This window comes from Pseudomonas sp. B21-032, assembly GCF_024748965.1.
GTDB lineage: Bacteria > Pseudomonadota > Gammaproteobacteria > Pseudomonadales > Pseudomonadaceae > Aquipseudomonas.
Window position 1 is genome coordinate 1,285,555 of record NZ_CP087180.1, and the last position, 19,460, is coordinate 1,305,014.

Annotated in this window: 15 protein-coding genes; 7 read left to right on the top strand and 8 right to left on the bottom strand. The window is 62.5% G+C overall.

Annotation, left to right across the window (positions count from 1 at the left end):
* Positions 1–44 precede the first annotated feature (44 nt).
* The 5 genes from LOY54_RS05830 (at position 45) to LOY54_RS05850 (ending at position 5,884) form a co-directional block, all read left to right on the top strand.
* Complete coding sequence (locus tag LOY54_RS05830; RefSeq protein WP_258609778.1) at positions 45–704, top strand: DUF1120 domain-containing protein; 660 nt, start codon at positions 45–47, stop codon at positions 702–704.
* A 50-nt stretch (positions 705–754) separates the two neighbouring features.
* A complete protein-coding gene (locus LOY54_RS05835) occupies positions 755–1,402 on the top strand; it encodes a DUF1120 domain-containing protein (protein ID WP_258609780.1) in 648 nt (215 codons plus the stop codon).
* Between the two features lie 131 nt (positions 1,403–1,533).
* Positions 1,534–2,274: a fimbria/pilus chaperone family protein gene (locus LOY54_RS05840; protein WP_258609782.1), complete on the top strand. Its 741-nt coding sequence runs from the start codon at positions 1,534–1,536 to the stop codon at positions 2,272–2,274.
* Positions 2,275–2,282: 8 nt separating this feature from the next.
* Positions 2,283–4,721, top strand: a complete 2,439-nt coding sequence (locus tag LOY54_RS05845; protein ID WP_258609789.1) for a fimbria/pilus outer membrane usher protein — start codon at positions 2,283–2,285, stop codon at positions 4,719–4,721.
* Positions 4,722–4,732: 11 nt separating this feature from the next.
* Positions 4,733–5,884 (top strand): DUF1120 domain-containing protein, encoded by a 1,152-nt coding sequence (locus tag LOY54_RS05850; protein ID WP_258610694.1) that lies wholly within the window; start codon positions 4,733–4,735, stop codon positions 5,882–5,884.
* 74 nt (positions 5,885–5,958) lie between these two features.
* Here LOY54_RS05850 and LOY54_RS05855 read toward each other — a convergent pair whose 3' ends face one another.
* Positions 5,959–8,550 carry a glycosyltransferase gene (locus LOY54_RS05855; protein WP_258609791.1) on the bottom strand — a complete coding sequence of 864 codons (2,592 nt, stop codon included), beginning with the start codon at positions 8,548–8,550 and terminating at the stop codon, positions 5,959–5,961.
* A 289-nt stretch (positions 8,551–8,839) separates the two neighbouring features.
* On the opposite strand from LOY54_RS05855, the gene tcdA reads away from it, so the two are divergent.
* Positions 8,840–9,661, top strand: a complete 822-nt coding sequence (gene tcdA / locus LOY54_RS05860; RefSeq protein WP_045193641.1) for a tRNA cyclic N6-threonylcarbamoyladenosine(37) synthase TcdA — start codon at positions 8,840–8,842, stop codon at positions 9,659–9,661.
* Here tcdA and LOY54_RS05865 read toward each other — a convergent pair.
* From LOY54_RS05865 to LOY54_RS05880, 4 genes are read right to left on the bottom strand one after another with little or no spacing between them, the layout of a single operon-like run.
* Positions 9,640–10,050, bottom strand: coding sequence for a SufE family protein (locus LOY54_RS05865; RefSeq protein WP_258609793.1), 411 nt, complete (start codon positions 10,048–10,050; stop codon positions 9,640–9,642). The two genes, tcdA and LOY54_RS05865, sit on opposite strands and share 22 nt — an antisense overlap.
* Positions 10,047–11,252: an aminotransferase class V-fold PLP-dependent enzyme gene (locus LOY54_RS05870; protein ID WP_258609795.1), complete on the bottom strand. Its 1,206-nt coding sequence runs from the start codon at positions 11,250–11,252 to the stop codon at positions 10,047–10,049. The genes LOY54_RS05865 and LOY54_RS05870 overlap by 4 nt, the downstream gene beginning before the upstream one ends.
* Positions 11,253–11,306: 54 nt before the next feature.
* Positions 11,307–12,341: a 2,3,4,5-tetrahydropyridine-2,6-dicarboxylate N-succinyltransferase gene (dapD, locus tag LOY54_RS05875; protein ID WP_045193637.1), complete on the bottom strand. Its 1,035-nt coding sequence runs from the start codon at positions 12,339–12,341 to the stop codon at positions 11,307–11,309.
* 42 nt (positions 12,342–12,383) lie between these two features.
* Positions 12,384–12,746 (bottom strand): ArsC family reductase, encoded by a 363-nt coding sequence (locus LOY54_RS05880; RefSeq protein WP_258609798.1) that lies wholly within the window; start codon positions 12,744–12,746, stop codon positions 12,384–12,386.
* 230 nt (positions 12,747–12,976) lie between these two features.
* Between LOY54_RS05880 and LOY54_RS05885 the strand changes: the two genes are divergently transcribed.
* Positions 12,977–14,623, top strand: a complete 1,647-nt coding sequence (locus LOY54_RS05885; RefSeq protein WP_258609800.1) for a Na+/H+ antiporter — start codon at positions 12,977–12,979, stop codon at positions 14,621–14,623.
* Between the two features lie 66 nt (positions 14,624–14,689).
* Here the strand turns inward: LOY54_RS05885 and dapC are convergent, their stop codons facing one another.
* The 3 genes from dapC to map are packed head-to-tail and all read right to left on the bottom strand — an operon-like array spanning position 14,690 to position 19,410.
* Positions 14,690–15,883 (bottom strand): succinyldiaminopimelate transaminase, encoded by a 1,194-nt coding sequence (gene dapC / locus LOY54_RS05890; protein ID WP_258609802.1) that lies wholly within the window; start codon positions 15,881–15,883, stop codon positions 14,690–14,692.
* 23 nt (positions 15,884–15,906) lie between these two features.
* Positions 15,907–18,606 (bottom strand): [protein-PII] uridylyltransferase, encoded by a 2,700-nt coding sequence (locus LOY54_RS05895; RefSeq protein ID WP_258609804.1) that lies wholly within the window; start codon positions 18,604–18,606, stop codon positions 15,907–15,909.
* A gap of 21 nt (positions 18,607–18,627) precedes the next feature.
* A complete protein-coding gene (gene map / locus LOY54_RS05900) occupies positions 18,628–19,410 on the bottom strand; it encodes a type I methionyl aminopeptidase (RefSeq protein WP_093386675.1) in 783 nt (260 codons plus the stop codon).
* Positions 19,411–19,460 lie beyond the last annotated feature (50 nt).

Consider the following 19,460-nt stretch of genomic DNA (forward strand, 5'->3'; position numbering starts at 1 on the left):
GCAGGTTGAAGTGCATTATTTACCCGGAAAAGGATGACCTTGAAATGAGACTTCCAGCGGTTTTTCTCCTCGGTGCGTTTGCAGTCGCAGCGCCCGCAGCATTCGCGTCCTCTGGCGCCGATCTGACCTTGGCGGGCACGATCAAGCCAGAGGCTTGTGAAATCACTACCAGCGGTAGAAACATGAGGGTTGGTACGGTTTCTACTCAGGACCTGAACAGGGATAGTTACAGCCGACTGGCGAACAAATGGTTTGGCCTGTACGTGCATTGTAAAGCACCAACACGCTTTGCCTTGAAAGCAGCGGATAACCGCGCAGACTCGGCGGTTTTACCAGACGACGCAAGTGCAGAGGATCGTGAACGCGCTTACGGCCTGGGTTGGGGCAATGGTACAAAAATCGGTTATTACCTGGTGAACTTCAAACCGGAGAGAATCTGGACCCGGTACAAGGAACTTGGCTATCTCACCCACTCTTCCGACCAGGGCATAAACTGGAATACGGCCGGAGCAGATGTGCACTTCAAACCGGGTGAGTACGTGGGTGTCAGTACCCGCGCAGGGCACAGCACGGGCCCGAGTGCACTTACTTACATGGGTGTAAGCATGGATATTGAGGTGAATATTGCCCCGCTCCGGCAACTGGACGTTTCTGAAAACTTCAGGGTTGATGGTTCGGCGGTGGTTGAACTTAATTATCTATGAATGCAGGTGCACCGCACCCCTGGAATGGACTTGCAAGGGCAGAATGCGATATGAAACTTACCCCATTGCTTTTCGTCGGCGCGCTTTGCGTCGCTGCACCCGCTGCATTCGCAGGTCCCAACGCAGAGCTTATGGTCAAAGGCACGATCAAGCCGGCAGGCTGTACCTTTACACTTAACGGTGGCGGCCAATTTGACTTTGGCACGATTACGCCGCAACAGCTCCCCCAAAAATGGGCGAATTTTTTTACCTCCTCACCGCAGCAGCTCTCTATTACCTGCCCACAACCAACGCGTTTCGCTTTGCGTGGTTTCGATCTTCGAGAGTCCTTGGCCACGGGGGCTGGTTATCGGGCCGGCACGATCGCCGATCAGTCCATCGGTCATTTTGTTTTAAAACTACCTGCAAGCAGCGTTGCTGCCGACGGCAGTAAAGATATCTACGCCGTGGGTAAAACTCCGCGTCAGACATCATGGCGTCCCGCTAACTGGGACTATATAGGACCGTATGGAGCTTTTATCTGGAATCGCAACGAGGAGACCAGATTTGCTCGTCAGGGAAGTACGGACCCCTTGCCGATGCGATCATTCTCCGCCGACCTGGATGCAGTTTTAAGACTTCGTGGAGCTGAACTTCTGGACGTTGGCGAAGATGTCCAGATAGACGGCGCAGCGATGATTGAACTTGTTTACTTGTAGACCTGAAAGTCATCGGTACGCTGCAGTGCTCTGCTGAGCCCGTAGTGACGTTAAACCCTTTCCTTTTCTAAAAGGCTATCGATGCCTTGACACTTGTCACAGGTGGGTGGTGTTGTGCCTGGAGTATTGCCATGAAGTGTGAACCCGAACGCACACGTACTGCATTGTGCGCATCGTTCTTTACCGGTTTGTTGACCCTGGGCGGGGCAGCTTGCAGTTGGGCTGACGGTATGGTCCCCGAAACGTCGGTGGTGATTGTCAACGAGGCCGACGGGGAAGCTTCGATCAAGGTTCGCAACAGCGATAGCAGTACTGGCCTGTTGCATGTGACCCTGGAGAATGTACCGGAGGACCCTGAACCCTTGCTGTTTCTCACTCAGCCGGTGTGGCGGGTGGAAGCCGGTAAAGAGCAACTGGTGCGGTTGATCTTGCGCAGCGAGCAGCCGTTGCAGACACAACGGCTGAAACGGGTGATTTTCGAAGGAATCCCGCAATCAGCCGACGCTGCAGTGGCAGGCCAGGCAAGGATCGGGGTGAGTGTACGGCAGAACCTGCCGGTGATCCTGCACCCCAAGGAGCTGGCGACCAAGCGTGATCCCTGGACGGGCCTGCAGTGGTCGTTGGAGGCTGGAAAACTCAGCGTGCGCAACCAGACCCCCTATGTGGTGCGTCTGGCCCAGGAGTTGAAACTACTGCCCGGTAACCAGGCCGCGCGTTTGCCGCGCAGTTACATTTTGCCTGGCGACATCATCAGCGCAGAGATTGACGGCCTGCCCAAAGGGCAGCCAAGCGCGGTGAGACTGTTCCCGGCAACCGTCTACGGCTTTGCCGTGGATGCCCATGAAGCGCCCCTGGGTGCTGCCAGCAGATGATGCGCGTCGTGGCGACGACACCTGCGCGAAGCGCATGGCTGCCCCAGGGTTTGTTGCTCTGGGGCTGCCTGCAGACAACCGAGGTGCTGGCGCAAGACGAGCAGGCAAAGGGCGCTGGCAGCACGGCGTTGAACTTCGACGCTGACATCCTGCGCCAGCGTGGCATCGACCCTGGCCTGATCGAGTACTTGCGCGCCGAAGCACGCTTCACCCCGGGCGTGCAGGCGGTCATGCTGCGGGTCAATGACCAGCCCCGTGGGCGCATCAATGCACGGTTTCTGGCCGATGGCAGGTTATGTTTCGACTCGTCGTTGCTCGAAGCTGGCGGTCTGAAAATGCCGGAAAAAGCCACTGAGGCCAAGGCCGGCTGTGAGGATTTTACCGGCGTCTACGAGCAAACCCTGGTGCAGCTGGATCCTGCCGCTGCCGAGGTCACGCTGGTGGTGCCAACCCAGGCGCTGAAGGCCACGGAACAACGCCAGGACTTGTCCGCATTCGAGTCCGGTGGCACAGCGGCACTGGTCAATTACGAAGGGTTCGCCAGTCGCAACGAGTTTGCCGGACAGGGCAGCGGTTCCTGGTCGCTCAACACCGAAATGGGTTTCAACGCCGCCGACTGGATTGTGCGCAGTCAGCAGATCCATAGCGCTGTTGATGGCCGCTCTACCACGCAGCACTTGGGGGCCTACGCCCAGCGTTCCTTTGCTGAGTTGGGCACGGTTTTGCAGGCCGGACAGATATCCCTGAGCAATCCGGTATTGGCGGGGGCGCGGGTCAACGGTCTGCAATTGGCGTCCGAGCAAGCGTTGCAGGTACCTACCCGTCGCACGGTGATCGACGGTATTGCCCAAAGCCAGGCAAGGGTAGAGGTCAGGCAGGCCGGCGTGCTGATTTACTCGACCGTGGTACCGCCCGGACCTTTTGCCCTGTCGGCCCTACCGCAGCTTGACCGGCGCACGGACCTGGAGGTGACCGTGATCGAGGCCTCTGGCGAGCAACGCAGCTTTACCGTGCCGTCGGCCCTGGTGGCGGTAGAAGTGCCAGCGCCAGGCTTTGTAGTCGGGGCAGGGCAAGTGCGCGATAGTCGTGATTCAGGGCATGAGCCCTGGGTGGTCAGTGGCGGTTGGACCCAGGCCATCAACAGCAACGCGACCTTGAGCAGCGGGCTCATTGTGGCCGAGGACTACCATGCCGTTGGTGGCGCCATCGGCCTGCAGACGTGGTCGGGCGCGCATACTCAATGGTTGGTGCAATCGTCGCAGGCGTCCGTCGAGGGTGTGCGAGGGCTACAGGCGCAACTGGCGCTGTCTCAGCGCCTGGGGGAGAACTGGTCGCTCAGTGCCGCCGCCACCCGGCAGACCAGCGGTTATCGCAGCCTGCACGAGTCGCAGTTCATCAGCGAGGCAGCCGGTCATCCCGGTGGGGCCCGCGATCAGTACAGTGCAGGATTGTCGTGGTCGCAGCCCTGGTTGGGCAGCTTGAGTGCCACCTACGGGCGTTCGACTCGCTTCGACGGCAGCTCCACCAGCCGTTCCTCCGCCTCGTGGGGGCAGCGCTTTGGCCAGGTGTCGGTTTCGGCCAGCGCCGAGTGGAACCTCAGTGGTGGCGATGGCCTTGGCAATGCCGTGTACTTGAGCCTGAGCATGCCGCTGGGCGAGCGCCGTCGCCTGCGCACCTCGATGCGCAATAGCGGCGGGCAAAGCCGGGTAGGGGTCACGCTGCAGGAGCAGCTCGACGAAACCACCAGTTATCGCCTGGGCGCCGAGCGCGCAGGCGGCGATGGCGAGCTGGACCTTAATGCCGGGGTGTCGCTGCTGCCTCGCCATGCCCAACTCGATCTCAACTATACGGGTTACGGCAATGGTAACCGCAGCTACAGCGCTGGCCTGCGCGGAGGCCTGCTGCTCGATGGTGGCGGGGCTACCCTGTCGCCGTATCCGCTACAGGATACCTTCGGCGTGTTGTCTGTCGGTGATGTTTCCGGGGTGGAGGTCTCAACCCCGTCTGGTCCGGTGTGGACGGATGGCAGCGGCCGCGCCGTGCTTGCGCGTTTGGCGCCCTATGCACCCAGCTCCGTGGAAGTAAAAACCAGGTCGCTGCCGCGCAATATCGACATCAGCAATGGCGCGGCCGTCATACAGGCAGGACGGGGTGCGGTGGCGCGGGTCGACTTCGCGGCAGCCAGCACCCGAAGGGCACTGTTGCAGGCTACCCATGTTGACGGTAGCGCATTGCCGGTAGGCGCCGTGGTTACTGACGGCGAAGGTGAGTTTGTCACGCTGGTGCAGGCGGGCGGATTGGTATTTGCGACCAATCTGGAAAACAGCCCACGCCTGTGGGTGAAGGTGCCGGATCAACCAGGTTGTGAACTGCATTTCAGCTTGGCGGATGAGCCGGACCTTCAGACCTATTACGAAACCACTTCGGCCGTGTGCCGTACCCCATGAGATCTGTCTTGATGACCTGCCTATCGCCAGCAATAACCGCTGTTACCGCCGGGGTTGCGACAATCCTGGCACTCGCCTGGGCACCTGCGGCCTGGGCTGCGAGCGATGATTGCGCGGTATCGATCAGCCAGCCCCTGATCGACTACGGCGTGCTCAATCGCACAACGCTGAAGCCGCTGGCTGGGGAACTCCCCCTTGGAGTACGCAATCTTGTTTTGAATGTGCACTGTCCGCGTCCCCAGCCCATTACCCTGTTTTACCGCGCCGCGCCGGCCAGTGCCGAACGCTTTCGCTTTGGCGATCAGGGCAGTTACGCCTTGCGCGTGAGTGGGGCGTTGGTCGATGGTGAATCGGTCGATCTGGCGTCCTTGACCAAGACGGGAGGGGTAACGGAACAGGCCGATGCGGTCAGTGACTGGCTGCCGGACAAGGGGCTGGCGCCGATCAGGGCGGGCAACCTTGTCCCGGTACGTTCATTCAGTGCCAGGCTGGAAATTCGTGCCTGGGGAGATGAGTCGGTGTTCAATCGTGGTGACGCGGTCACCTGGCAGGCCAACGGCTTGCTCGACATCGCGGGTGTGGTGCGCGAACTCGGCTTGCAGGCAGGGTTCGCCCCGGCAGCCTGTACGCCGCGCCTGGGCAACGGTGGGATCGTCGACTTCGGGCGTATCCCTGCGCAGCAACTTGCCCGTAACAGCAACACCAGGTTTCAGCGCACGTTGGCACTGAGCGTGCAGTGTGATGCGCCTACGCGTTTCGCCTTTACCGCCCGGGACAACCGTGCCGAGGCGTTACGCTCGCCTTTGACCGGCTTTGATCCTGGCGCGCTGTTTGGCATCGGTACGACCGCTGCCGGACAGTCGTTGGGCAGTTACACCACGTGGCTGGCAGACATCCTGGGGGACGCAACGGCGTTGGCGGCCATGCATGGCCAGCCAGCAGGCCTGGGTTGGCAGCCAGTGAAGGGGGCTGCACTGTTACTTACCGATGGCCGTCTACTGGGGTTCGGCACGACCGACGAGCTGGTGGCGGGCCCCAAGGCTATCACTCACTTGCAGGGCACCCTGGGTGTGGATTTGTACCTGGCGCCGGCCGATACATTGACTTTGACCGACGAGGCGTTGATCGACGGTGCGGCGACCCTCGAGATTATCTATCTCTAAAGGTGGAATAAAACAGGGGCAGCGCTGGTAGCAAGGCCGGTGCAGTCGGGAGGCTGTACCGGCCTTGCCAGGGCTCAGGAAGCCTGGGCCGGCTGCGCGGCATCCACAGGCTTTGGCAGCGACGACAGCAGGGCCATGATCAGCGCCGCCAGGTACGGCAGCGACTGCACCAGCAGCATGGTCACCCAGAAGCGCATGTCGTTGCTCGGCAGGCCCTGGACCAGGTAGATCCCGGCCGCTGCGCCCCACAGCAGCAACATGATGAACAGCTCTTCACGGGCCTCTGACAGCGCCACCAGCAAGCCATGGCTGTCGGCGTTCTTCGGCGTGCGAAAGAACGGGATGCTGCTGGTGAAGAAGCCGTACAGCACCGCCTTGGCGATGGTGTGCGACAGCGCCAGGCCGGCCAGGGCCGCGGCGAAGGCGTCCTTGAGGTTCACGCCCACCGCGCGGCGGTAGAGGAACACGATCTTGCCGACCTTGAACACGAACAACGCCAGTGGCGGAATCGCGAAGATCAGCAGCGGCGGGTCGACCCGCTGCGGCACGATGATCATCGCCGCCGACCACAGCAGGGCGCCGACGGTGAAGAAGATGTTCATGCCATCGGCGATCCACGGCAGCCAGCCGGCGAGGAAGTGGTAGCGCTGGCCACGGGTCAGTTCCGAGTCCTTGCCGCGCAACAGGCTTGCGGCATGGCGCTTGATGATCTGGATGGCGCCATAGGCCCAGCGAAAGCGCTGCTTCTTGAAGTCGATGAAGGTGTCGGGCATCAGGCCTTTGCCATAGCTCTCGTGGGAATACGCCGCCGAGTAGCCTTTCTCGAACACCCGCAGGCCCAGTTCGGCGTCTTCGCAAATGCACCAGTCGGCCCAGCCCAGCTCTTCGAGTACCGAACGGCGGGTCATGGTCATGGTGCCGTGCTGGATGATCGCGTCACGGTCGTTGCGGGTGACCATACCGATATGAAAGAAGCCTTTGTATTCGCTGTAGCAGAGCTTCTTGAAGGTGCTTTCGTTCTGGTCGCGGTAGTCCTGGGGCGATTGCACCACGGCGATCTTCGGATCGGCGAAGTGCGGCACCATGTGCTTGAGCCAGTTGCGGTCGACACAGTAGTCCGAGTCGATCACCGCGATCACTTCGGCGTCCTTGGCGGTATGCGGAATCAGGTAGTTCAGCGCGCCGCCCTTGAAGCCCGCCAGGGGCGCGACGTGGAAGAACTTGAAGCGCTCGCCGAGCATCTCGCAGTGCGCCTTGATCGGCTCCCAGACCGCCGGGTCCTTGGTGTTGTTGTCGATGATCAGGACTTCGTAGTCCGGGTAGTCCAGCGCGGCCAGGGCGTTGAGGGTCTGTTTGACCATCTCTGGCGGCTCGTTGTAGCACGGCACATGCACCGAGACTTTCGGTCGGTACGCGGCGTCGGCCTGCACCGGCAGGAACTCCCGGCGGCGCTTGTGAATCCACACCGCTTCGGCCAGTTCATGGGCCTCGGTGAGCAGCACGATAAACACGCCAAGGGCGCCGAGGGCGAGCAAAAAGCCCACGGTGAGGCTGAACCAGGTGCTGTATTGCTGGCTGTAGTCGTAGCCGATCCACACCAGCACCGAACCGCAGAGGAAGGCGATGAAGGTCAGGAAGGTGCGCCCGCGCTGGCGCAGGGCCGAGCCGTCGATCAGCAGCAGGGTTAGCGAAAGCATCGCCAATACCACCGAGCCGACCGCCAGCACACGCCATTGCGGAATGGCCACCACCGGGCCTTCGAAGTTGAATTTCTGCTGGCGGGCAGCGTTGAACACGCCCCAGTAGGCACCCACCGAGCCTTCGTCGCTGGCTTTCCACGGCTGGTCGTAGGCTTCGATGACAAAGTAGTTGTAGCCCTGGCGGTTGAGTTTGTTGACCAGGGTGCGCAGGTAGATGGCCTGGTCAGCCGGGGTGGCATCGGCACCGCCGCGCATGCGGCCGTTGCTCGGCCAGCCGACTTCAGACAACAGCAGCGGTTTGCGTGGGAATTGCTGCTTCAGATCGCGGGCACGATCCAGTACGAACTGGCCGGCATCCTTCATCGGGATGAACTCCCAGTACGGCAGGATGTGCGCAGCTACCAGGTCGGCATGCTTGGCAAGCTCCGGGTGTTCTTTCCAGATGTGCCACTGTTCACTGGTGGTCACCGGGACTTTTACTGCCGCGCGCACGCGGTCCATGTACTGGATCAGTGCTTCGGGGGTGATTTCCTTGCGAAACAGTGCTTCGTTGCCGACCATCACCCGCACCACGCTGCGCGAGCTGTTGGCCAGTTCGATGGCTTTGTCGATTTCCCGTTCGTTGCGCTCAAGGTCCGGGCTGATCCACACCCCCAGGGTCACGCGCAGGCCGAACTCTTCGGCCAGGCGCGGAATCTCGGCCTGGGTACCTTCCACCGTATAGATGCGGATGCTGTCGGTCAGCTTGCTGAGTTGCTCGAGGTCCTGGCGCAGTTCGTCCTCGCTGGGGTACTGGCCCTTTTGCGGGCTTTCGCCCTGGCGGAACGGCGAATAGGAGAAACCGGAAATCTGCTCCGGCCAGTTGGGGGCGGAAACCGGGCGGTTGATCAACGCCCAGAACCCGGTGAATAGCGCGGCGATAGCCATGACTATTACCAGGTTGATACCAAATTTACGCGATGACATAGATAGTTCGGGTTCCGAAAGGTGGAACGGGCGGGCGCCATGAGGCGCGAATCCTGCGTGCTTCCTGCTCAGATTGTGTAAGAACAGGTCGGTGGCAGAAGATTGGATTGGCTTCAGGAGCTGAAGTTCTTAGCCCGTACTTTTGTCGTCCAAGTCTTTGGATTGCATAGGACATTAAAGCAGGATTACAACTGCCTTGACCAATGCATGACTCGGGTGGCGGCCACGGCAGGGTGTCATCGCACCCCAAGAGGCCTATAATACGCGCCGGTTTTTTCGGGGTTGGGCCATGAGTACAGAAGATCCACGCTTTGCCGGTGTCGCCCGGTTATACGGTGACAACGGCCTGCAGCGCCTGCGCGAGGCCCATGTGGCTATCGTCGGTATCGGCGGGGTCGGCTCCTGGGCGGCCGAAGCCATGGCCCGCAGCGGCGTGGGCGAAATTTCGCTGTTCGACCTCGATGATGTCTGCGTCAGTAATACCAACCGCCAGCTGCATGCCCAGGAAGGCAATATCGGCCGGGCCAAGGCCGAGGTCATGGCCGAGCGCCTGCGGGCCATCAACCCGGCGTGCAAGGTGCATGCGGTGGTGGACTTCGTCACCAAGGAAACCCTGCCCGAGTACATCGGCGAACACATCGACTGTGTGATTGACTGCATCGACAGCGTCATGGCCAAGGCCGCGCTGATCGGCTGGTGCAAGCGCCACAAAGTCACCATCATCAGCACCGGAGGCGCCGGCGGGCAAATCGACCCGACCCAGATCCGCGTCGCCGACCTGAACAAGACCTTCAACGATCCGCTGGCCTCGCGGGTGCGTTCGACCTTGCGCCGCGACTACGGCTTTTCCCGCACGGTAACCCGCAACTACAGCGTGCCCTGTGTGTTTTCCACCGAACAGCTGCGCTACCCCAAGGGTGACGGCAGCGTCTGTCTGCAGAAGAGTTTTGTTGGCGAAGGGGTGAAACTGGACTGCTCCGGCGGCTTCGGCGCGGTGATGATGGTCACCGCGACCTTCGGCATGGTCGCCGCCAGCAAAGCGGTGGAAAAGCTTGTGGCCGGCGCTCGGCGCCCGTCCGAGCGCCAGGCTCAGACACCTGCGGCAAGCTGAGCCATGCGTTGCAGCACGGCGTTCAGGCCGTTGCTGCGCGAGGGTGAGAGCTGGCGGCCCAGGCCTAGCTGGTTGAACCAGGCGGGCAGGTCCAGTTGCGCAAGCTCAGTGCTGGACAGGCCCTCGACCCGCACCAGCAGCAGCGCCAGCAAACCGCGGATGATCCGTGCATCGCTGGCGCCTTTGAAGCGCCACTGACCATCTTGCTGTGCCGCCACCAGCCAGACCTGGCTTTCGCAGCCATGGACTCGGTTGGCTTCGGACTTTTCTTCTTCGCTCAAGGGTACCAGGTGCTCGCCCCATTGCATCAGCAGGCGCGCGCGTTGTTCCCAGCCGGCTGCTTGTTCGAACGAATCGAGGGCTTGCTGCGCAGCGACAGGCAGGCTCATCGCAGCAGCTCCAGGGCCTGATCCAGGGCGTCGAAGAAGCGCTGCAGGTCGTCGGAGTCGTTGTACAAGCCCAGCGATACGCGGATGGCACCGTCCAGGCCGAGACTTTTCAGCAACGGCATGGCGCAGTGATGGCCGGCGCGTACGGCGATGCCCTGTTCGGTGAGCATGTGGGCCAGGTCAGCGTTGTGCACGCCCTCGACCACGAAACTGGCCAGGGCCACTTGCGGCTGACCGAGCAGGCGGATGCCTTCGCGGTCGTTGAGGCCACGCAGCAGGTGGCGGTGCAGGCCGGCTTCATGCTCGGCAACAGCATTGGCATCCAGGCCGGCCAGGTAATCGAGGCTGGCCCCGAGGCCGATGACGCTGGCAATCGGCGGCGTACCGGCTTCAAAACCCAGGGGCGCCGGGCGAAAGCTGGCGCTGTGGTAGTCGGCGACCTGGACCATCTCGCCGCCGAACTGCCAGTGTCGCAGGCGCGCCAGGGCTTCACTGCGGCCGTAGAGCACACCGACACCGTCCGGGCCATAGAGCTTGTGGCTGGAGAACACGTAGAAATCGCAGCCCAGCTGGCGAACGTCGTGACGGCCGTGGACCACGCCCTGGGCAGCGTCGACCACGGTTAGCGCACCTTGGGCCTGGGCATGGGCCAGCAGCGGCTCCAGCGGCTGCCAGGCGCCCAGTACGTTGGACAGCTGGCTGACTGCCAGCACCCGGGTACGCGGGCCAATCAGTTGCAGGGCAATGTTCAGATCGATCAGGCCGCGGCTGTCCAGTGGCAATACCACCAGCTTGAGCCCACGACGCTGGGCCAGCTGTTGCCAGGGCAGCAGGTTGGCATGGTGTTCGAGGGCGCTGATGGCAATTTCGTCACCGGCCTCGAACAGCGGCTCAAGCCCGTAGGCGAGCAGGTTCAGGGCTGAGGTGGCGCCGTGGGTGAAGACAATCTGCTGGCTGTCGGCGGCGTTCAGCCAGCCGGCGACCTTGTCGCGGCTGCGTTCGAAGGCCTGGGTAGCCAGGGCGCCGGGCAGGTGTTGGGCACGGTGCACATTGGCAGCACCATGGCCGTAATAGTGGCTCAGGGCATCGAGCAGGAGTTGCGGTTTTTGCGTGGTAGCGGCGCTGTCCAGGTAGGTCTGGTGCTGGCGTTGCAGGGCGTCGATGGCTGGAAAGTCAGCGCGCCAGGGGGAGGGCTGGAACATGATGATCGGACCTGAAAATCGGGCCTGGCGTTAGGCCAGACCCGATGGTACCACTTAGTTGTGGGCGTGCAGCGCTTCGTTCAGCTCGATGGCCGACTTGTGGGTCTTGCACTCCACCGCGCCGTTGAGCGAGTTGCGGCGGAACAGTAGGTCGGTCTGCCCTGCCAGGTCGCGGGCTTTGACCACCTTGACCAGCTGGTTGTTCTCGTCCAGCAGGTTCACCTTGGTGCCAGCGGTGATGTACAGGCCGGCTTCGACGGTGTTGCGATCGCCCAGCGGAATGCCGATACCGGCGTTGGCGCCGATCAGGCAGCCTTCGCCAACCTTGATGACGATGTTGCCGCCACCGGACAGGGTGCCCATGGTCGAGCAGCCGCCGCCCAGGTCCGAGCCCTTGCCGACGAAGACGCCCGCGGAAACGCGGCCTTCGATCATGCCCGGGCCTTCGGTGCCGGCGTTAAAGTTGACGAAGCCTTCGTGCATGATGGTGGTGCCTTCGCCGATGTAGGCACCCAGGCGCACGCGGGCGCTGTCGGCGATACGCACGCCGGCAGGGACGACGTAGTCGGTCATTTTCGGGAACTTGTCTACCGAGAATACTTCCAGCAGCTCGCCCTTCAGGCGCGCTTCCAATTGCTGCTCGGCAAGCTCGGCCAGGTCGACGGCGCCCTGGCTGGTCCAGGCAACGTTTGGCAGCAGCGGGAAGATCCCGGCCAGGTTCAGGCCATGTGGCTTGACCAGGCGGTGCGAGAGCAGGTGCAGCTTCAGGTAGGCTTCCGGGGTGGAAGTCAATGCGGCGTCTTCGGCCAGCAGGGTGACCACCAGCGGCTTGTTGCTTTCGGCCAGGCGGGTCAGCAGTGCGGCCTGGGCAGCATCGACACCCTTGAGGGCTTCGGCCAGCTGCGCGGCCTGGCTGGTGCTGAAGGCGATCGCCTGGTTGCCGCCTTCATAGCCCAGGACCGGGGCGATGGCCGCGACCAGCTCGGCAGCCGGGTTGATCAGCGGTTGGGCGTAGAAGACTTCCAGCCAGGCGCCTTGACGGTTCTGGGTGCCGACACCGAAGGCCAGGCTGAACAGGGTAGTGGACATGCAGTTACCTCTTGCGAAATTGAATGAAAGCTCGGCGCCGGGTTACTGAAGGGCGGCCGCGTACAAATCAGGCTTGAAGCCGACCAGGGTCCGCTTGCCGAGGTCGAGCACAGGGCGCTTGATCATCGACGGCTGGGCCAGCATCAGTTCGATGGCCTTGGCCTGGTCGAGATCGGCCTTCTGGGCGTCGTCGAGCTTGCGGAAGGTGGTGCCGGCGCGGTTGAGTACCGTTTGCCAGCCATGTTCATCGCACCAGCGCACAAGGCTTGCACGGTCGATGCCCTGGGCCTTGTAATCGTGGAAATCGTAGCCCAGGCCCTGCTCTTCGAGCCAGGTGCGGGCTTTCTTCATGGTGTCACAGGCCTTGATTCCATAAAGGTGCAATGGCGTGTCGCGTTTGGTCATGTCTTGCCCCCCTGGGAAAAAATGGTGAAGGATTATGCCATGGTCGGCGGCGTTGGGTTGGCGTTGCCATGGCTCTTTGTAGCATTGTGTTACAGGTTCTGGGCAGTTCTGCGACTTTTGTGCAGCGGTGCGCCGGCAGCCTAAGCGGCTAATATGTCGTTTCAATGGCAGAACCGTGCCCAGGCCCGCATAAGTTATTGAATGCGTTTGAATTGAACAGGACTCGCCGAATGCAATCAGCCTACACCGTTCTCATCCTGCTGATGCTGGTGAGTGTTTCCAAACTGGTCGGGCGGGTTATCCCGCTGCCGTTGCCACTGGTGCAGATCGGCGCTGGCGCCTTGCTGGCGTGGCCTACCCTGGGCCTGCACGTGGCCCTGGACCCAGAATTGTTTCTGTTCTTGTTTTTGCCGCCGCTGCTGTTTTCCGATGGCTGGCGGATGCCCAAGCGCGATCTGTGGAAGTTGCGCGGGCCGATCCTGACCCTGGCCGTTGGCCTGGTGCTGTTTACCGTGGTGGGTGCCGGTTATTTCATTCACTGGATTTTGCCGAGCATTCCCTTGCCGGTGGCCTTCGCCCTGGCTGCGGTACTGTCGCCCACCGACGCCGTGGCGGTGTCGGCCATTTCCCAGGACCGGCTGCCGACGCCGTTGATGCACATGCTCCAGGGCGAGGCGCTGATGAACGACGCCTCGGGCCTGGTGACCTTCAAATTTGCCCTGGCCGCGGCAATCACCGGCGTGTTCTCGCTGGCCGAGGCCAGCCTGACCTTCGTGCTGGTGGCTGTCGGCGGCCTGGCCATCGGTGTCGCCCTGAGCTGGCTGGTCGGGCGCCTGCGTGCCTGGATGATCGCCCGTGGCTGGGATGACCCGGCCACCCACGTGGTGTTCATGTTGCTGCTGCCGTTTGCCGCCTACGTGCTGGCCGAGCGCCTGGGCGCCTCCGGCATTCTCTCGGCGGTAGCGGCTGGGATGATGCAAAGCTGGCTTGACCTGCTGCCCCGGCAGACCAGCACGCGCCTGCTCAATCGCAGCGTCTGGTCGCTGCTGGAGTTCGCCTTCAATGGTTTGATCTTCCTGTTGTTGGGCCTGCAGTTGCCCGACATCATCAAGGCGGTGACCAGCCACGAAGCCTCGCTGTGGCCGACCTTGCTGTGGCGCTGCCTGGATGTGGTGGCGATCTTCGCGGTACTGCTGGCCTTGCGCTTTATCTGGGTGCAGAGCATCTGGCGCCTGATCGGGGTGATCCGCCGCTGGCGTGGTAAAGAGGACCTGGTGCTGATGCCCAACGCGCGTTCCTGCTGGCTGTTGACGGTCGGCGGTGTGCGCGGGGCGGTGACCCTGGCCGGTGTCATGTCGGTGCCGCTGCTGATCAGCGCCGGCAAGGACTTCCCGGAGCGCGACTTGCTGATTTTCATCGCCGCCGGGGTGATTCTGCTGTCGCTGGTGTCAGCCTGTATTGCCCTGCCGCTGTTGTTGCGCGGGGTGACCAAGAGCCCGGATGACGCCCTGCGTCAGGAAGCCCAGGAGGCCTGGCGCCGCACGGCCGAAGCGGCGATTCATGCCCTTGAGGCAGAGGACCTGAGTGAGGCCGGCAGCCCGCTGGACGCTTCGCAGGCCGCGCTGGCGGCCGAGCTCAAGGCGCGCTTGATGGCTGAATACCGGCATCAGCTTGATACCTTCAACGACAGCGCCGAAGCCCAGGCCTTGGCCGAACAGATGGACCAGCTGGAGCGGCGCTTGCGATTGCGGGCGCTGCGGGCCCAGCGCCTGGAGCTGTACAACCTGCACCGCCAGCACCAGATAGGTGATGATGTGGTGCGCCAGGTGCTGGGGGAGCTGGATATGAGTGAGGCGAACCTGGGGCCGGTGAAGTAGGGCACCATGCGGCAAGCCCGCTCCTGCCACTCACCAGTGGGGACGGGCTTACCTCTGATGGATTGTTTACTTCTGCAAGAACGCGCGAATCCGTTCGGCGGCTTCCACGCATTCGGCCAATGGCGCTACCAATGCCATGCGCACCCGACCGGCGCCCGGATTGACGCCATCCACTTCGCGCGACAGGTACGAACCCGGTACCACGGTCACGTGCTGGGCTTCGAACAGGTCGCGGGTGAACGCAGCGTCATCACCTGGCACCTTGGCCCACAGGTAGAAACCGCCGTCCGGGCGCTGCACGTCCAGCACCGGGGCGAGGATTTCGAGTACTGCGTCGAACTTCTCGCGGTACAGGTCGCGGTTGGCCAGTACGTGTTGTTCGTCGTTCCAGGCGGCGATGCTCGCCAGTTGGGTTTGCACCGGCATGGCGCAGCCGTGGTAGGTGCGATAGAGCAGGAACGGCTTGATGATCTCGGCATCACCTGCGACGAAGCCCGAACGCAGGCCCGGCAGGTTGGAGCGCTTGGACAGGCTGTGGAACACCACGCAACGCTTGAAGTCGCTGCGGCCAAGCTCGACGCAGGCGCTGAGCAGGCCTGGCGGCGGGCTTTGTTCGTCGAAGTACAGCTCGCTGTAGCACTCGTCGGCGGCAATCACGAAATCGTACTGGTCGGCCAGGGCGATCAGTTTTTTCAGGGTGTCCATCGGCACCAGGGCGCCGGTGGGGTTGCCCGGGGAGCAGAGGAAGAGGATCTGGCAGCGCTGCCAGGTCTCGGCCGACACCGCATCGAAGTCCGGGTTGAAGCCGTTGCTGTCCAGGCATGGCAGGTAGTGCGGGGTGGCGCCGGCCAGCAAGGCTGCGCCTTCGTAGATCTGGTAGAACGGGTTGGGGCTGATCACCAGGCCGTCATCGGCGCGATTGACCACCGCCTGGGTGAAGGCGAACAGCGCTTCCCGGGTGCCATTGACCGGCAATACGTGTTTGTCGGCATCCAGCCAGCCGGCCGGTACGCCAAAGCGCTGTTCGCACCAGCGCACGATGGCCTGACGCAGGGCGGGCAGGCCGGCGGTGGTGGGGTACACGGCCATTTGCTTGAGGCTGTCGGCCAGGGCCTGGGCGACGAACGCCGGCGACTCATGCTTCGGTTCACCGATCGACAGGGCAATGGCGCGTTTGTCCGCCGCCGGCGTCACGCTGCCGAGCAGCGCGCGGAGTTTCTCGAACGGGTAGGGCTGAAGCTGGTTCAAAGCGTTGTTCATCGGCGCAAGGTCTCGTCAAACGGTCAAATGGTCAGGCGGGTCAAAGGCACCCCGGTCGCCTGGTCGACGCGCAGTTGCTCGACGATCGCATCCTGCAGGCGGCTGCACAGTTGCGGGTCGGACAGGGGCTGGTTGTCGGCGTCGGTAATGAAGAACACGTCTTCGACCCGTTCGCCGAGGGTGGCAATCTTGGCATTTTGCAGCGACAGGTCGAACTCCAGGAAGATCTTGCCGATCCGCGCCAGCAGGCCGGGGCGGTCGGGGGCGCTGAGTTCGAGGATGGTCACCGGGCGCTGGGCATCGTTGTGGATGGTCACCTGTGGGGCAAAGGTGAAGTGCTTGAGCTGGCGCGGTACCCGGCGCTGGATGATGGTCGGGTAGTCGTCGGGGTTACGCAGGGCGTCGGTCAGACCGTCGCGAATCTGTTTGACCCGTACGGGATTGTCGCCGATCGAGCCGCCATCGTTGTCGAGCACGATATAGGTGTCGAGGGTGAACTGGCTGCTCGAGGTAATGATGCGGGCGTCATGGATGTTCAGGTTGAGTTGGTCCATGGCCGCCACGGTCACGGCGAAAAAGTCGTGCTGGTCGGGGGCATAGATGAAGATCTGGGTACCGCCCTCGAACTCGCGCTGGGTGGTTTCCTTGATCAGCACCAGCGGCCCGCCGTCGGCCGGCTGCTGGAGGATGGCATCGCTGTGCCAGGCGACGTCGGCGGCGGTATGGCGCAGGAAGTAGTCATCGCCCAGTTGCGACCACAGTTGCTCGACGTCGTCCGGGTCGGTGCCTTCGCGAATGAGGATGTCCAGCGCCGCGCTCTGGGTCTGGCGGATCTGCTCTTCGCGGTCCAGCGGGTTCTCCAGGCCGCGGCGCAGGGCGCGCTTGGTCTCGGTGTAGAGCTGGCGCAGCAGGCTGGCGCGCCAGGAGTTCCACAGGCTGGGGTTGGTGGCGTTGATGTCGGCCACGGTCAGCACGTAGAGGTAGTCCAGGCGGGTTTCATCGCCCACCAGCAGGGCAAAATCGTAGATCACCTGCGGGTCGGAGAGGTCCTTGCGCTGGGCGGTGGTGGACATCACCAGGTGATGCTGTACCAGCCAGACGATCAGGCGGCTGTCCCAGCTTGGCAACTGATGACGCGCGCAGAAGGCCTGGGCGTCTACCGCGCCGAGCTCGGAATGATCGCCCTGGCGGCCCTTGCCGATGTCGTGATAGAGCCCGGCGAGGTAAATCAGCTCCGGCTTGGGCAGGCGGCCCATGAGCTTGCTGGCCAGCGGGAATTTCTCCGAAACCGGGGTGTACTGCAGTTTGCGCAGGTGCTTGATCAGGTTCAGGGTGTGCGCATCGACCGTGTAGATGTGGAACAGGTCGTGCTGCATCTGCCCGACGATCAGACCGAACTCCGGCAAGTAACGCCCGAGAATGCCGTAGCGGTTCATCCGCCGCAGGTTGCGGTGGATGCCGATCTCGCACTTGAACAGCTCGATGAACAGGCTGGTATTGCGGATATCGTTACGAAACTCGTCGTCGATCAGGTGTCGGTGTTCGCGCAGCAGGCGGATGGTGTCGGCGCGCACGCCCTTGATTTCCGGGTGCTGGGCCATCAGCACGAAGATTTCCAGCATGGCGAACGGCGTGCGTTTGAACACGTTGGTGCGCACGGCCTCGATATAGCCGTCATGCAGCTGGAAGCGGGCATTGAGTGGCTGGGCGTTGCCACTGTCGTCGTCGAGGATGACCTCTTCGAAGTGCTGGATGATCAGGTCGCTGAGCTCGGCGATGCTCATCACCACCCGGTAATACTGCTGCATGAACTGCTCGATGGCACGCTTGGGGTTCTCGTCGTCAAACCCCAGCAGCGCGGCGATGCTGCGCTGGTGGTCGAACAGCAGGCGGTCTTCAGCGCGCCCGGCCAGCATGTGCAGGGCGTAACGCACTTTCCAGAGAAACTCCTGGGACGAGGCCAGCAGGTTGTTCTCGCTTTCCAGCAGGAAACCTTCGCCGGCCAGGGCGTGCAGGTTGAGGGTGCCGTACTGGCGGCGGGCGATCCACAGCACCGTCTGGATGTCGCGCAGCCCACCCGGCGAGCCCTTGACGTTGGGCTCGAGGTTGTACTCGGTGTCGTTGTACTTGTGGTGCCGGGCCTTTTGCTCGGCCCGCTTGGCCAGGAAGAATTCCTTGCTTGGCCACATGTGCGCGGTGCTGGTCACTTCGAGCATGCGCTGGCGCAGGTGCTCCGGGCCAGCAATGGTGCGGCTTTCCATGAGGTTGGTGACAACCGTCAGGTCGGCACGGGCCTGTTCTGCGCATTCATCGACCGAGCGCACGCTCTGGCCCACTTCCAGGCCGATGTCCCACAGCAGGGTCAGAAAGCGTTCGATCGAGTCGCGAAAGACTTCATGATCGGCGCTGTCGAGCAGAATCAACAGGTCGATGTCGGAATAGGGGTGCAGCTCGCCGCGCCCATAACCGCCGGTGGCGATCAGGGCGATATCGGCATCTTCGCTCCAGGTAAACTGGTTCCACGCCTGTTGCAGGATGTTGTCGACGAACCAGGCGCGGTCCTCGATCAGCCGGCGGATCTCGCGACCGCTGCGAAAACGGTTGTCGAGCACCTCGCCGGCCTGGCGGATGGCTTTCTTGAAGGCAGCGATGGGGCTTGCCTTGAGGGCCAGTTCCGCCTGGAACTGGCCGCGATCGAACAGCTCGGGATCCACCTGGGGCATCGAGAGGCTTTCCTGTAAGAATCAGGCCGATGTGCGAGGAATGGTGTCGTCTTTGCGCAGGGTGAAGATCTCGTAACCGGTCGCGGTCACCACCAGGGTGTGTTCCCATTGGGCCGAGAGCTTGCGGTCCTTGGTGATGGCGGTCCAGCCGTCGCCCAGCACCTTGGTGTCGGCCTTGCCCTGGTTGATCATCGGCTCGATGGTGAAAGTCATGCCTTCTTTCAGTTCCATGCCGGTGCCGGCGCGGCCGTAGTGCAGGATCTGCGGCTCTTCGTGGAACACCTTGCCGATGCCGTGGCCGCAGAATTCGCGGACCACCGAGAAACCGTTCTTTTCAGCGTGCTTCTGGATTACTTCGCCGATGTCGCCCAGGCGGCAGCCCGGCTTGACCAGCTCGATGGCCTTGTACATGCATTCCTGGGTGATCTGCGACAGGCGTTCGGCCCAGACGGGCACGTTGCCGACGTGGAACATGCGGCTGGTGTCGCCGTGGTAGCCGTCCTTGATCACCGTGACGTCGATGTTCAGGGTGTCGCCATCCTTGAGCGGCTTGTCACCGGGGATGCCGTGGCAGACCACGTGGTTGACCGAGGTGCAGATCGACTTGGGGAAGCCTTTGTAGTTGAGCGGCGCCGGGATAGCCTGCTGGACGTTGACGATGTAGTCGTGGCACAGGCGGTCGAGCTCCTCGGTGGTGACACCGGGCTTGACGTGCTCTTCGATCATCTCCAGGACTTCGGCGGCCAGGCGGCCGGCGATGCGCATCTTTTCGATGTCTTCGGCGGTTTTGATGGTAACGGTCATTACAGGCTCTCTACGGCGCAGCAAGGCGCGAATAATCTGGGGAAAGGCCG

What these genes read in the sequence shown, in the direction of transcription:
- dapD (WP_045193637.1), bottom strand. Translation starts at nt 12,341, where the DNA reads ATGTCCACTACCCTGTTCAGCCTGGCCTTCGGTGTCGGCACCCAGAAC.
- LOY54_RS05855 (WP_258609791.1), bottom strand. Translation starts at nt 8,550, where the DNA reads ATGTCATCGCGTAAATTTGGTATCAACCTGGTAATAGTCATGGCTATC.
- LOY54_RS05880 (WP_258609798.1), bottom strand. Translation starts at nt 12,746, where the DNA reads ATGACCAAACGCGACACGCCATTGCACCTTTATGGAATCAAGGCCTGT.
- LOY54_RS05870 (WP_258609795.1), bottom strand. Translation starts at nt 11,252, where the DNA reads ATGTTCCAGCCCTCCCCCTGGCGCGCTGACTTTCCAGCCATCGACGCC.
- dapC (WP_258609802.1), bottom strand. Translation starts at nt 15,883, where the DNA reads ATGAACAACGCTTTGAACCAGCTTCAGCCCTACCCGTTCGAGAAACTC.
- LOY54_RS05850 (WP_258610694.1), top strand. Translation starts at nt 4,733, where the DNA reads ATGACCTGCCTATCGCCAGCAATAACCGCTGTTACCGCCGGGGTTGCG.
- LOY54_RS05885 (WP_258609800.1), top strand. Translation starts at nt 12,977, where the DNA reads ATGCAATCAGCCTACACCGTTCTCATCCTGCTGATGCTGGTGAGTGTT.
- LOY54_RS05865 (WP_258609793.1), bottom strand. Translation starts at nt 10,050, where the DNA reads ATGAGCCTGCCTGTCGCTGCGCAGCAAGCCCTCGATTCGTTCGAACAA.
- LOY54_RS05840 (WP_258609782.1), top strand. Translation starts at nt 1,534, where the DNA reads ATGAAGTGTGAACCCGAACGCACACGTACTGCATTGTGCGCATCGTTC.
- tcdA (WP_045193641.1), top strand. Translation starts at nt 8,840, where the DNA reads ATGAGTACAGAAGATCCACGCTTTGCCGGTGTCGCCCGGTTATACGGT.
- LOY54_RS05835 (WP_258609780.1), top strand. Translation starts at nt 755, where the DNA reads ATGAAACTTACCCCATTGCTTTTCGTCGGCGCGCTTTGCGTCGCTGCA.
- LOY54_RS05895 (WP_258609804.1), bottom strand. Translation starts at nt 18,606, where the DNA reads ATGCCCCAGGTGGATCCCGAGCTGTTCGATCGCGGCCAGTTCCAGGCG.
- map (WP_093386675.1), bottom strand. Translation starts at nt 19,410, where the DNA reads ATGACCGTTACCATCAAAACCGCCGAAGACATCGAAAAGATGCGCATC.
- LOY54_RS05830 (WP_258609778.1), top strand. Translation starts at nt 45, where the DNA reads ATGAGACTTCCAGCGGTTTTTCTCCTCGGTGCGTTTGCAGTCGCAGCG.